Source organism: Fusobacteria bacterium ZRK30 (assembly GCA_024628785.1).
Lineage (GTDB): Bacteria > Fusobacteriota > Fusobacteriia > Fusobacteriales > Fusobacteriaceae > Psychrilyobacter.
In genome coordinates this window covers 806,610-821,838 of record CP102404.1, presented here as the reverse complement: position 1 = coordinate 821,838, position 15,229 = coordinate 806,610, and the positions used below count along the sequence as shown (strand labels likewise).

Sequence of the window (15,229 nt, the reverse complement as noted above, 5' to 3'; positions counted from 1 at the left end):
GAATGGATTTAGATATGAAAACACTGTGCGACCCAGGGGGCATTGAGGTAAATACCCAGCCTTTTATTTTAATTATTTTTGGAGGTGGAGGGGATTTAAGTCAGAAAAAATTACTTCCAGCCCTTTATAACCTCTTTAAATTGGATAAATTAAATAATGACTCCTACATTCTTTCCTACGGTAGAAAAGAAAGAACTCAAGCTGAATATAGGGCCTTGGTAAAAACTTCTGTTGAGAGAACTTTTAAAGGAGAAGAAGTAAGTATTGAGAATAGTTTTTTAGAAAAATTTAACTATATCAATGGAGATTCTGAAAAATTAGAGGGTGTAGATAATATAAATAAATATATTTGTAAGTTTAAAGATATAAAAAAATATCAAATAATATTTTACCTGGCGACTCCTCCACATTTAGCAAAAAATATCTTAAAGTTAATTCAAAGTCTGGAACTTTGTGACAAACCTTTCAAAAAGAAAATTGTCATGGAGAAACCTTTTGGGATAGATACTGTATCTGCAATAAATTTAAATGATAATCTGCATAAAATATTTAAAGAGGATGAAATTTATAGAATCGATCATTATCTGGGAAAAGAAACTGTTCAAAATATCTTATTTTTTAGATTCGGAAACAGTATATTTGAACCTCTATGGAATAGAAGCTTTATAGATCATGTTCAAATTACAGTAGCAGAAGATATCGGGATCGGATCTCGTGGAAGTTTTTATGAAAAAGCCGGTGTTTTAAAAGATATCATTCAAAATCACATGATGCAGCTTATAGCACTGGTATCCATGGAACCGCCTACTAACTTTGAAGCCGACTGTATAAGGGATGAAAAAGTAAAGATATTTAAAAATATTTCCAGTATGAGTGAAGAGTATATGGCTGAAAACTTAGTCTTAGGCCAGTATGGGCATGGAAAAATAAAACAGGAAGATGTTGCAGGATATAGAGATGAAAAAAACGTAGATAAAGATTCAAATATGGGAACCTTTTTCTCAGGTAAATTCCATGTGGATAATTGGCGTTGGGCAGGAGTTCCATTTTATGTAAGAGCAGGAAAAAGGCTGAATAAAAAATTAACTGAAATAGTAATCATTTTTAAAACTCCACCATTAAAATTATTTGGAAATACTTGCAGAGATATACTTGCCAATGAGCTTATTTTTTCTATCCAGCCTGAAGAAAAGATATCTCTATCAATAAATATGAAATATCCCGGAGTTGAAAATTATCCCCACCCGGTAGAAATGAATTTTAATTATTCTAAATTAGACACTATCTCCCTCACTGCTTATGAAAGACTGATAGTTGACTGTATAAAAGGGGATCTAACATTATTTGCCAGACAGGACGGCATAGAGGAAATGTGGAAAGTCATAGATCCTATAGTGGAATATTTCAATAAAATAAACTTTAAATTCCCAAATTATCCTGCTGGTACTTGGGGACCTGTGGAAAGTAGACACTTATTGGAAAAAGATGATAGGAAGTGGAGAATATGATTCCTATAAAAATATTTGAATCTGAAAGATCCATGGTCCTAAATGCTATAGACATAATAAAGTTTGAGTTAAAGAGGAAAAAAAAGTTATCCATAGCTTTTTCTGGAGGTAAAACCCCTATTAGATTATTTCAATTATTAGCTGCAGAAGATATAAACTGGGAAAATATAAATATTTTTTTAGTAGATGAACGGTGGGTACCATTAGATGACTCAGACAGCAACTACCATATGATAAATATATTTTTATTAGAAAATATTACTATTCCCAATGAAAATATCCATCACATCCATTACTCCTCATCTATAGAAAGATCTAGAAAAGAGTATGAAAATGATCTTTTAAAACACTTCAAAGGGGAGGTCACCTTTGATCTGATATTTTTAGGAGTAGGAAATGATGGTCATACTGCATCTATCTTTGAAAAAAATGAAGTGGATCTATCAGAAGATGTTATTGTGACATGTAGTAGGAGACACCCTCACAGGAGGATTTCCTTGGGGATGTCTCTAATTAATAGAGGTGAAAGAAAAATATTTTTATTGGGGCCTGAAAAAATACCAGTCATAGAATCCTCTAAGTCTAAAGATCTGCCTGTATCTAGAGTGACAGCTCCAGAGTTTTTATCCTATATAAAATAACTAAAACAGAAGGGAGCAATTAAATAATTGCTCCCTAAATTATAGATTAAACATTGTATTCACAGCAATATAGATTATAATACCTATTATTACAGCTCTTTTATCAGTTCCCCCAATAGATTTCATCTCTCTCTCCATCTCTTCATTAGAAACAGATTTGCTTTCTATAATAGTTTTTGATTTTAAATATCTTCTATATACAAGGTTATGAAGTAACCCTCCTGAAAGCAGCCAGATAAACAGCGATGCTCCACTTACCATTTCAGCCAGGTTTGGCATATATTTATTTACAGCTCCTCCTAAGACATAGACTAATAAAAAATAAGATATCCCCTCAAGATAACACTTTCTATACAGTAAGTACAACCAATTTCCAAAAAATGACCACCAAGACCATTTCCACGAAAATCCTCCCGAAAGATCTCCCTTTTCAAAGGAGTCTTTATACCAGTTTAAAGTTTTTTTAGTTTTTTCCAGACTTTCTTTTTCGCCAATATAGGCGCTTATCAGTCTCTCTTTATCCACTATTCTTCCTCCTTATGCCGTTGATATACGGCTGTTTTTAATTCTTTTATATATTCTGTTTTTTTAGGCATATCTGTAACACTTGCATCAGCGATAGATTTTTCTATATCGTAGGGAACTCTCACCAAAGATGTCAATATAGGTGAAGATTTAGCTGATTGATAGTGCCCTTCTATTATAGCATAAGATGCTTGAGGAATCTCTAGTGGATTTCCTACACTACCTACATTAAATAAACTCTTCCCTTTAAAATTGTCTATAAATGCCCCATGAATATCTCCATAGCCCACTATATCTGAAGTTCTTTTAAAATCACTGGGAGGCTCAAATAATTTCATTTTTTCATCCATGGTATTAGTAATATATGTCCTCTGAAAAAGATCTTTAGGTGAAGCATGAAATAATCTTACTAATTTACCACTGATATAAAACTCTAAATAGAGGGGGAGGTTTTTTATATATTCCAGTCTTTCCTCTCCTAACTCATTTTGATGCCACTCTAATTCCTTAGAAATATTTTCCTTAGTAACATAATAATCCCAGTTTCCTTTGACAACCCATTCACAGTTTTCTCTTATTGTGTCAACTACACTTGCCGAACTAGGACCTTTTCCTATAAGGTCTCCTAAACAAAATATTCTTTCTATACCTCTTTTTTTGATATCTTCCAGCACCGCTGAAAGAGCAGGTAGATTCCCGTGTATATCTGAAATAATAGCTATTTTTTCCATTTTATCCACCCCTACTTTGTCTATATAAAAAAAACTGTAAGTATCTACAGTTTTTTTATTATCTTATTTTTTAAATAACTCTTCTCTATTGTTATCCAAGAATTCCTCTAGCTTTAAAATCCTTTTTTTCGATGCTTTGTATTTATGGAATTTATAGAGAAAATAATTTATAACATCTTCCCTAGTCTCCAAAGGAAAATCTGAAAAAATTTCCCTTAAAACATCACTTCTTTTTAAAAATTTGGTATTTTTTTCTTTTTTCATATTCGCTAGATGCCTTTCAAAGCTAAAAGGCAGTTCTTTTTTAAAACGTCTAAAATAGTGATAGACAATGTTGTCATTAAAATCTTCAAAATTATTTTTATTAATTTCAGATACTAATTCCATTAATTTTTCCCATTTCTCTGTCATAATATCCCCCTCCATTGATGAATAAAATAAAAACCTGATACTATGTATATACCTCAGTTTTAACCATTTATCAAGGGTTTAATTAAGTTTTATTAATTTGAAAAAAAACCACCTATTCAAATTCATTGAACAGGTGGCTGTATATTAACTTTATTTTTTGATATCTTCTAGAGTAATAGAAGATATATTAGTTGCTCTTCCCTTGTTGTGCAGTTTTATTTTACCTTGATTTAACAGTTTTTTAGCTAATTTACTATCTTTATTATCAGGTAATCCAATAATTTTCCAGTTATTACTAGCTTCTATATCTATTATTCCACCTTTGACATCTTTAATATATTTCATTGTCATATATCTAATTGTACCATCCATCTCACCATATACTTCTTTGGAATCCCATGTTTTTTTAATATTAGTTCTGCCTTCTAGAGCACCACCCTTACCTAACATTCTTTCCATTCTGTATGAGTTCATTCCCAACTTAATTTTTGTATTATCTTTGATAGGAGTTCCATTTAGAAGGGCTAAATTTTTAATCCTATCTCCTGACTTCTCTCTGACATCGATATCATAGGTAACTCCTTTGGCAAAATCAAAGGTAGCATACTTTTCACTTCTTCTATCTAAATCAAAACTAATTAGTAGGTCTCCATCTTTTATAGTGTTATAATAAGCTGCCGACCATTCTAAATAATCCTTTAAATCCTTTCCAGTAACCTCATAGACAGTTACCTCTCCCCCTGTATATCTGTAGTTAAAGTTTATATCTTTTTTCTTAATCAGTCCCTTGTCCAAGTTAGCATGTTCTTGATCCACTGAAAGTGCAATTACGTCTACTCCGCTTTCTTTAGCGAAATAGAAGCCAACTTCTCCAAATAGAGTAGCTAACCCTGTATCTTTTGTATAGATAGCAGGAATCCCTTTCAACTCATTTTCAGGCACTAGATCTTTTTTTGTCTCACCTACTATAATATTAGCATCTTCTCTTAATTTATCATGAAATCTTTTATAGATAGCTTCAATCTTTTTATCTGATTTTACACCTTTAACTGAAACACTTTCGCTGCCTTTAGACAATAATTTTACTTTTTTATCTGTCACATCAAATTTTAAGTCTACTACTGAAATGTTTTTACCATATTTATATGGTTCAGTAATCAATACACCGTTGATAACTTTTTCAGATATATTTTTATGGTAATGTCCTGCTAAGATAACATCTATTTCTGGGATTTCATTGGCAACATCTGTTACACCTGTTCCTGCTATATTATTTTCATTAGGTAACCCCATATGAGCTAATAATACAATGCTGTCAACACCTTTACTCTTCAATCTTACTATCTCTTTTTTTATCTCTGCGATGGGATCTCTAAAAACTAAATCCCTTAGATTATCAGTTCCTTCCTCAAATTGCTCTATAAGGGGAGTAGTCACACCAATTATTCCGATTTTTACACCCTCTACCTCTACTATAGTAGATGGTTTATAATAGTTTTTATTTGATTTCGTATAAACATTTGTAGCTAATATATCTCCGTTAAACTGATCAAAAGCTCTATCTAAGAAATCCATTCCAAAGTTAAATTCATGATTTCCTGGAACTACCATATCATATCCCATAGTATTATAGATTTGCATTATAGGATGTTTATTTTCCTTATAATATATATCATTAAATTTTTCAATTCCATTATCCTGTATAGCGTCTCCTAGATCAACTAAAACAACATTATCATTTGTTTTTCTATAATCTTTTACAAGTGTTGAGATCTGTGAGTATCCTCCTGAATAATTTTGCATATCTGTGGAATAATCCCACGGTGAGATCCTCCCATGCACATCGGAAGTTCCTAAGATCTTTACATCCACTTCTTTTGCAAATAACATATTACCTAAAATTAAACAACCAACCACTAACTTAAACATTTTTTTCATTCTTTTTCTTCACATCCTTCTAATTGAGTAGAGACATTATAGCACATCAAGGGGTAAGAAAAATAGAGTAATATTAATTTATTTTCATTTTGGATATAAGCTCCCCATTTTTTAATTAAATTATATTATTACCACCTTATTGCAGTACAACAATAAGAACATATTTTTGCGTTAATATATCCTTCTGAAATAGCAGTAATTACTGCAGATTCTAAATTAATATGAGATCCTAAAAAAAATCTATTATTTTTTGACAGAAGATCACATTGTTTTAAATGTATATTTTGAGTCTTTGTATCAATAAAATAAAATATAACTATACCTCCAATGTTTATAGTATATATCACAGTCAATAAAGTTAAATAGAACTCTAGAGCCATGTTGAATAAAGTTTAAATTAAACAAATAATGCCAACAAGCCTTTTTTTAAAGGCTTGTTTGACATACTAAAATTTAATATATAAGGTAATCAAAATCTTGTTAAATTAGGTATATAACAGGAAGCCATTTTCTTATCCCCAGAAAAACTACATTCGCGAATAATATAAAAAATGAGAAGTAGTAATTAAAATTTATATCCAACTCCTATTCGGTACTCTATCTCCTCCTCTTTATCTCCAAACTTATGACTTATTTCTCCTTCCACTTTTAAGTGGTCTTTATAAAGATAGTTTAAATTTATACCAGTTTTACCATAATACTCATCTCCATCATATCCTTTTACAGTTATTCCTTTTCCTGATACAGGCTGTAAAGTACTTTCAGTATCCTTATATGGCTCACCTAATTCTACATACCCTTTAAGAGACCCTTCAATATTAATCTTAGAGTTTTTAGAAACTTCAAAACTCTGTCCAACTGTTACTCCAACTCCAGTTTCTACTGATAAGCCTTTAACACCGTCCACTTTTATTCCATAGCTTCCTGACTCATCCATATCTTCTTGTGATACATAAGTTAGATTCAACTCTACACTAGGCTCAATATAAGTTTTCTTATCATTAATTTGATACCTTTTTAATAATTTATTAGAAGTCCCTATATATTTACTTCGGACATCGTCTTTTAAATCTTCAGAAATATTACCAATACTGGCTTTTCTTTTTATCTCAGCATTAGTTGTTCCTATAAAAATTGTAGATAAAAGCCTACTATCATCCTTTGTCTGGTATTTTAGATACCCTGTCCCTTGGAAGTAATCATCAGTTCTTGTTGTTTTATTATCAGAGTCTGTATTTCCTTCTCCTACAACTAAAACCCCTCCTATTTTTAGATCTTTAGAGGTTTGTTTCTCACCACCAAAGTAGACACTATTTAAATCAGTTTCATACCCTGTTACATTATCATAACCTTCTACGTCTTTCTCTGAATAACTTCCACCTCCAATAAATCTAAAGCCACCATCTTTTAACCTGGTATTGTCCTTTAATACTCTGTTATCAATAACTCGTCTTACATCATTAATTATATCAAATGTTTGCTTTGTAATATTTGGGATATTATCTAACCCATAGTTAGTCGAAACTTCTTTTTCCAATTGTTCCTTAGTTTCTATAACTTTTAATGAATTATAGTAATTTTTTCTTAAGTCATCTCCATTATCAAAATAACTCTCTTCTAAAATCTTTGCTAATTCATCATTAGAAACAATTTCATCAAAGTCCTTTCTCTCTAGCTCTGCATTATAGTATCCTTCATCATCTTGCTCAGTTAATTCCACATCAAACATTGCAGAGTTTGATAAAAGGTTTACATCTATTGTATCAGTATCTAACATATTTTCTGTAACATAGACATCTTTGTAGTCATCTTTTCCAATATCACCGTCAATATACAGGTCCCCCTCTATCTTTTCAGCCTCTATTGTTCCGTCTTTACCCATAATGAACTTTCCATCTCCCATCTCAGAAAAATTAAGAGTATCATCAATTTTGAAAACTCCACTATTCTTAAATGTTCCGTCAGATGCGATCTTTGTAGCTCCAGTAGTTCCAGAAACAATACTTATAACACCATTGTTTTCAAAGCTACCGCCACTCGTTATCATTACCCCAACACTATAATCCCTTCCTATCCAAATAAACCCATTATTTACTCCTGTTGCGTTATCAGTTATAAACATTCCAACAACATTATTATTTCCATTATTACCAGCTTCTATATCAATAACATTATTATTTATAATAGAACTACCCTCTCCTATAGCACTCATTCCAACTGATATAAACGAATCGGAAAGTAATATAGTTCCATCATTTATTGCTTCTCCTCCAGTATCTGCAGTCATTGCCGATCCCATCCTTCCTTCTGCTAGCTTTAGTGTTGCACCCTCATTATTAACAATCACTCCTTGATTTGATCCAATCATTCCACCTTCTATCGTTCCTAAATTTTCTGCTCTAGAACCTAAACCAGTAGCTGTCACTCCTCCATATATTGTCCCTTCATTAGCAAACTGACCTTGATTTGATACCTGAACTTTCTTCATAATTATTCCACTAGCTTCATTTACACCAACACCTCCATTTGTCACGAGCATTCCTATCTCTCCACTATTTTTAATAGTTCCATAGTTTTCTCCTATAGCCCCCATTTCAGTAATATACATACCGTGATTTCCAGTATTTTCAATAGTTCCATAGTTTACTCCTTTAGACGCCATTCCAGTAATATACATACCTTTATCTCCAGTATTTTTAATAATACCACCAGCTTGGTTTGTTCCTAGAGAACCACTTTCTTTAATATACATACCGTAACTTCCAGTATTTTCAATAGTTCCGAAGTTTTCCCCTTTACCATTACCGGAAATATACATACCATAATCTTTAGTATTTTTAATAATACCTCCTTCTTGGTTTGTTCCTTCAGAGCCGCCACCAGAAATATACATACCTTTATTACCTTCATTTTCAATAAGTCCACTATTTACTCCTGTACTATTAGTAACAATGGACATACCTTCATTTCCAGTATTTTCAATAGTTCCATAATTTTCTGCTGAACTACCTCCAGCAACATTCATACCCTTAGAACTCTCATTTGAAACAATTCCATCTACATTATTTATTATAGTTCCACCATTGTTAACTACCATACCACTCCATCCACTATTTTGGATGAGCCCATTATTTATACCAGTTCCTCCATCTACATTCATACCCTGATCACCAATATTTTCAATAGTTCCATTGTTTATTCCCTGAGAACCAGCACCTTTAATAGACATTCCAAAGTATAGATTGCTACCAATAATTCCATTTACACCATTAGTTCCAATTCCTCCATCTTCTATCATCATACCTGCCGTTCCACTATTGATGACTCCATCATTTAAACCAGTAGATCCAGCTCCAGTGATAAAGAGAGTATTACTATTTCCATAGTTCTCTATTCTACCACCATTCCATGCATGCATCCCATATCTTCCTGTTGCATTGACCACATCAATCGTTCCATTGTTTATTCCTACAGCTCCAACTCCTGATACACCCATACCGTTTATCTCACCAGTTATTGTTCCGTTATTAGTTCCAGTTCCGAGTAATCCATTGGCATTATTTTCAATAAGCATTCCATAATTATCATTACTAGAACTACTGTTAATAGTAACTCCTTCATCATTTATGATTGCTCCACCTGTAGTTTTCAATCCTGATTCGCCATCTTCAACTTCTAAATTTTCAGTTAAAGTATATGATACTGTTTCCATATCTACACCATTTTCCCAAACAATAGATTCTGCGACTAATGGGGTATCATCTTCTTCATCTGGTATTCCATCTCCATCATCATCATCATCTAGATCATTTGTTATTCCGTCTCCATCTGTATCATCTGGAATTAATGGAGTTTCATCATTTCCATCTAGGATTCCATCTCCATCTAGGTCTGATTCTGGATCTAGCGGATCGTAATCATCATGGTCTGGGTCATTTATATCTAGTGTCCCATCTCCATCATCATCCGTATCCTCATTATCTCCCGTTCCATCTCCATCTGTGTCGGTATCCTCATTTGGATCTTCTGGGAACGCGTCGTCTCCATCTATTACTCCGTCACCATCTAGGTCTGAATCTGGATCCATTGGATCGTAATCATCATGGTCTGGGTCATTTATATCTGGGATTTCATCTCCATCATCATCCGTATCCTCATTGTCTCCTGTTCCATCTCCATCTGTGTCGGTATCCTCATCTGGATCTTCTGGGAACGCGTCGTCTCCATCTATTACTCCGTCTCCATCTTGATCTGAATCCGGGTCATTTGGATCGTAATCATCATGGTCTGGGTCATTTATATCTAGTGTCCCATCTCCATCATCATCCGTATCCTCATTATCTCCTGTTCCATCTCCATCTGTATCGGTATCCTCATCTGGATTCTCTGGGAACGCGTCGTCTCCATCTATTACTCCGTCTCCATCTTGATCTGAATCCGGGTCATTTGGATCGTAATCTTCATGGTCTGGGTCATTTATATCTGGGATTTCATCTCCATCATCATCCGTATCCTCATTGTCTCCTGTTCCATCTCCATCTGTGTCGGTATCCTCATCTGGATCTTCTGGGAACGCGTCGTCTCCATCTATTACTCCGTCTCCATCTTGATCTGAATCCGGGTCATTTGGATCGTAATCTTCATGGTCTGGGTCATTTATATCTGGGATTTCATCTCCATCATCATCCGTATCCTCATTGTCTCCTGTTCCATCTCCATCTGTGTCGGTATCCTCATTTGGATCTTCTGGGAACGCGTCGTCTCCATCTATTACTCCGTCTCCATCTTGATCTGAATCCGGGTCATTTGGATCGTAATCTTCATGGTCTGGGTCATTTATATCTGGGATTTCATCTCCATCATCATCTGTATCTTCATTATCCCCTGTTCCATCTCCATCTGTGTCGGTATCCTCATCTGGATCTTCTGGGAACGCGTCGTCTCCATCTATTACTCCGTCTCCATCTTGATCTGAATCCGGGTCATTTGGATCGTAATCTTCATGGTCTGGGTCATTTATATCTGGGATTTCATCTCCATCATCATCCGTATCCTCATTATCCCCTGTTCCATCTCCATCTGTATCTGTATCCTCATTTGGATCTTCTGGGAAGGCATCATCTTCATCCGGCGTTCCGTCTCCATCGTCATCCCCTTCTATCTCTTCATTATCTAGGATTCCATCGCCATCATCATCTGTGTCTTCATTATCTCCTGTCCCATCTCCATCTGTATCTGTATCCTCATCTGGGTCTGTCGGGAAATCATCTTCTTCATCTAGAACTCCGTCTCCGTCGTCATCTGTATCCTCATTGTCTCCTGTTCCATCTCCATCTGTGTCTGTATCCTCATTTGGATCTTCTGGGAAGGCATCATCTTCATCCGGCGTTCCGTCTCCATCGTCATCCCCTTCTATCTCTTCATTATCTAGGATTCCATCGCCATCATCATCTGTGTCTTCGTTATCTCCTGTCCCATCTCCATCTGTATCTGTATCCTCATCTGGGTCTGTCGGGAAATCATCTTCTTCATCTAGAACTCCGTCTCCGTCGTCATCTGTATCCTCATTGTCTCCTGTTCCATCTCCATCTGTGTCTGTATCCTCATTTGGATCTTCTGGGAAGGCATCTTCTTCATCTGGCGTTCCGTCTCCGTCGTCGTCCCCTTCTATCTCGTTTCCATCTAGGATTCCGTCTCCATCTAGGTCAGAATCTGGATCCATTGGATCGTAATCTTCATGGTCTGGATCGTTTATATCTGGTAACCCATCTCCATCATCGTCTCCTTCTACTTCGTTTCCATCTAGGATTCCGTCTCCATCTAGGTCTGATTCTGGATCCATTGGATCGTAATCTTCATGATCTGGGTCATTTATATCTGGTAACCCATCTCCGTCATCGTCTCCTTCTACCTCATTTCCATCTAGTATTCCATCTCCATCTAGGTCTGATTCTGGATCCATTGGATCGTAATCTTCATGATCTGGGTCATTTATATCTGGTAACCCATCCCCATCATCGTCTCCTTCTACTTCGTCTCCATCTAGTATTCCATCTCCATCTAGGTCTGATTCTGGATCCATTGGATCGTAATCTTCATGGTCTGGATCGTTTATATCTGGTAATCCATCTCCATCATCGTCTCCTTCTACTTCGTTTCCATCTAAGATTCCGTCTCCATCTAGGTCTGATTCTGGATCCATTGGATCGTAATCTTCATGGTCTGGGTCATTTATATCTGGTAACCCATCCCCATCATCGTCTCCTTCTATCTCATCTCCATCTAGTATTCCGTCTCCATCTAGGTCAGAATCTGGATCCATTGGATCGTAATCTTCATGATCTGGGTCATTTATATCTGGAATTTCATCTCCATCATCATCCGTATCCTCATTGTCTCCTGTCCCATCGCCATCTGTATCTGTATCCTCATCTGGATCTAATGGGAAATCATCTTCTTCATCTAGAACTCCGTCTCCGTCGTCATCTGTATCTGCGTTATCCCCTGTTCCATCTCCATCTGTGTCTGTATCCTCATTTGGATCTTCTGGGAAGGCATCATCTTCATCCGGCGTTCCGTCTCCATCGTCATCCCCTTCTATCTCTTCATTATCTAGTATTCCATCGCCGTCATCATCTAGATCTTCATTATCTCCTGTCCCATCTCCATCTGTATCTGTGTCTTCATCTGGGTCTTCTGGAAACGCGTCATCTTCATCTAGAGTTCCATCATTATCATCATCTAGATCTTCATTGTCTCCTGTTCCATCTCCATCTGTGTCTGTATCCTCATTTGGATCTTCTGGGAAGGCATCATCTTCATCCGGCGTTCCGTCTCCATCGTCATCCCCTTCTATCTCTTCATTATCTAGGATTCCATCTCCATCATCATCCGTATCCTCATTATCTCCTGTCCCATCTCCATCTGTGTCGGTATCCTCATTTGGATCTTCTGGGAACGCATCATCTTCATCTAGGATTCCATCGCCATCATCATCTGTGTCTTCATTATCTCCTGTTCCATCTCCATCTGTGTCTGTATCCTCATTTGGATCTTCTGGGAAGGCATCATCTTCATCTGGAACTCCATCCCCATCATCGTCTCCTTCTATCTCATCTCCATCTAGGATTCCATCTCCATCTAGGTCAGAATCTGGATCCATTGGATCGTAATCTTCATGATCTGGATCGTTTATATCTGGTAATCCATCTCCGTCATCGTCTCCTTCTATCTCATCTCCATCTAGTATTCCGTCTCCATCTAGGTCTGATTCTGGATCCATTGGATCGTAATCTTCATGATCTGGGTCGTTTATATCTGGTAACCCATCTCCGTCATCGTCTCCTTCTACCTCATTTCCATCTAGTATTCCATCTCCATCTAGGTCTGATTCTGGATCCATTGGATCGTAATCTTCATGATCTGGGTCATTTATATCTGGTAACCCATCCCCATCATCGTCTCCTTCTACTTCGTCTCCATCTAGTATTCCATCTCCATCTAGGTCTGATTCTGGATCCATTGGATCGTAATCTTCATGGTCTGGATCGTTTATATCTGGTAATCCATCTCCATCATCGTCTCCTTCTACTTCGTTTCCATCTAAGATTCCGTCTCCATCTAGGTCTGATTCTGGATCCATTGGATCGTAATCTTCATGGTCTGGGTCATTTATATCTGGTAACCCATCCCCATCATCGTCTCCTTCTATCTCATCTCCATCTAGTATTCCGTCTCCATCTAGGTCAGAATCTGGATCCATTGGATCGTAATCTTCATGATCTGGGTCATTTATATCTGGAATTTCATCTCCATCATCATCCGTATCCTCATTGTCTCCTGTCCCATCGCCATCTGTATCTGTATCCTCATCTGGATCTAATGGGAAATCATCTTCTTCATCTAGAACTCCGTCTCCGTCGTCATCTGTATCTGCGTTATCCCCTGTTCCATCTCCATCTGTGTCTGTATCCTCATTTGGATCTTCTGGGAAGGCATCATCTTCATCCGGCGTTCCGTCTCCATCGTCATCCCCTTCTATCTCTTCATTATCTAGTATTCCATCGCCGTCATCATCTAGATCTTCATTATCTCCTGTCCCATCTCCATCTGTATCTGTGTCTTCATCTGGGTCTTCTGGAAACGCGTCATCTTCATCTAGAGTTCCATCATTATCATCATCTAGATCTTCATTGTCTCCTGTTCCATCTCCATCTGTGTCTGTATCCTCATTTGGATCTTCTGGGAAGGCATCATCTTCATCCGGCGTTCCGTCTCCATCGTCATCCCCTTCTATCTCTTCATTATCTAGGATTCCATCTCCATCATCATCCGTATCCTCATTATCTCCTGTCCCATCTCCATCTGTGTCGGTATCCTCATTTGGATCTTCTGGGAACGCATCATCTTCATCTAGGATTCCATCGCCATCATCATCTGTGTCTTCATTATCTCCTGTTCCATCTCCATCTGTGTCTGTATCCTCATTTGGATCTTCTGGGAAGGCATCATCTTCATCCGGCGTTCCGTCTCCATCGTCATCCCCTTCTATCTCTTCATTATCTAGGATTCCATCGCCATCATCATCTGTGTCTTCGTTATCTCCTGTTCCATCTCCATCTGTGTCTGTATCCTCATTTGGATCTTCTGGGAAGGCATCATCTTCATCCGGAACTCCATCTCCGTCGTCGTCCCCTTCTATCTCTTCATTATCTGGGATTCCATCGCCGTCATCATCTGTGTCTTCATCTGGATCTAGTGGAAAGGCATCATCTTCATCTGGCGTTCCGTCTTTATCTCTTTTCCTTTGAGTTTTATTATAATCAAAAAATATCAATGCTTCATTAGCATCTATTTCCTCTTCATCTAATGGTTCATTAATTTTTTTATCTAAATTTAAAGGAACCATCCTTTTTTTTAACTCCGAATTTAAATTTTCAACTCCATTATAATTAATTAGATTAAAAGCGTAGCTAAAATTTCCTGAAATAAGTAAAGCAACTAAAGTTGCAATAGTTATTTTAATCTTTTTCTTCAGCCTTCTCTTTTCGTATCTTTCATAAACATTTAATTTCATAACTTTTCCTCCTTAAACTAGTAATACTAAATAGACTTAAACTGAGATAGTCATATCATAAATTCCTCTATTTTTATGATTTATATTTAACTAATTTATGACTAGGAATTCTAGAAATTGTTAAAAACCCCCTTAGTATTCTATTTCTCTACCATTTTTTCAACTTAGATATATTTAAATTAACAAAATGGTTATTCTCTGTATAATAACTAATAATCACTTTATTTTTTCTGCTACTGCTAATTGTATTTTTTATTTATTTCTGATATAATTGTAAGTTTATGCGCGAACAAAACAAAGATGTTAAAATTAAGGAAAATAGTCTATGAAATTACTATTTATAACAAATTATTTAAACAAAATATAAGAAACACGCAAAATTTAAAGATATATCTCTTT

7 protein-coding genes are annotated in these 15,229 nt (G+C 35.9%); 2 read left to right on the top strand and 5 right to left on the bottom strand.

Annotated features, from left to right (window positions below):
• The first annotated feature begins 2 nt into the window (after window positions 1–2).
• Window positions 3–1,508 carry a glucose-6-phosphate dehydrogenase gene (gene zwf / locus NRK67_04040; GenBank protein UUV17084.1) on the top strand — a complete coding sequence of 502 codons (1,506 nt, stop codon included), beginning with the start codon at window positions 3–5 and terminating at the stop codon, window positions 1,506–1,508.
• On the top strand, window positions 1,505–2,149 hold the full coding sequence (gene pgl / locus NRK67_04035) for a 6-phosphogluconolactonase (GenBank protein ID UUV17083.1): 645 nt from the start codon (window positions 1,505–1,507) through the stop codon (window positions 2,147–2,149). The genes zwf and pgl overlap by 4 nt, the downstream gene beginning before the upstream one ends.
• Window positions 2,150–2,188: 39 nt before the next feature.
• Here pgl and NRK67_04030 read toward each other — a convergent pair whose 3' ends face one another.
• The 5 genes from NRK67_04030 to NRK67_04010 all read right to left on the bottom strand — a co-directional run bounded on the left by NRK67_04030 (window position 2,189) and on the right by NRK67_04010 (window position 14,830).
• Window positions 2,189–2,674, bottom strand: coding sequence for a DUF2628 domain-containing protein (locus tag NRK67_04030; GenBank protein ID UUV17082.1), 486 nt, complete (start codon window positions 2,672–2,674; stop codon window positions 2,189–2,191).
• Window positions 2,674–3,405, bottom strand: a complete 732-nt coding sequence (locus NRK67_04025; protein ID UUV17081.1) for a metallophosphatase family protein — start codon at window positions 3,403–3,405, stop codon at window positions 2,674–2,676. The genes NRK67_04030 and NRK67_04025 overlap by 1 nt, the downstream gene beginning before the upstream one ends.
• A 63-nt stretch (window positions 3,406–3,468) precedes the next feature.
• Complete coding sequence (locus NRK67_04020) at window positions 3,469–3,816, bottom strand: hypothetical protein (GenBank protein UUV17080.1); 348 nt, start codon at window positions 3,814–3,816, stop codon at window positions 3,469–3,471.
• A gap of 150 nt (window positions 3,817–3,966) precedes the next feature.
• A complete protein-coding gene (locus NRK67_04015; GenBank protein ID UUV17079.1) occupies window positions 3,967–5,754 on the bottom strand; it encodes a metallophosphoesterase in 1,788 nt (595 codons plus the stop codon).
• A 565-nt stretch (window positions 5,755–6,319) separates the two neighbouring features.
• Window positions 6,320–14,830: an autotransporter domain-containing protein gene (locus NRK67_04010; protein ID UUV17078.1), complete on the bottom strand. Its 8,511-nt coding sequence runs from the start codon at window positions 14,828–14,830 to the stop codon at window positions 6,320–6,322.
• Window positions 14,831–15,229: the final 399 nt, after the last annotated feature.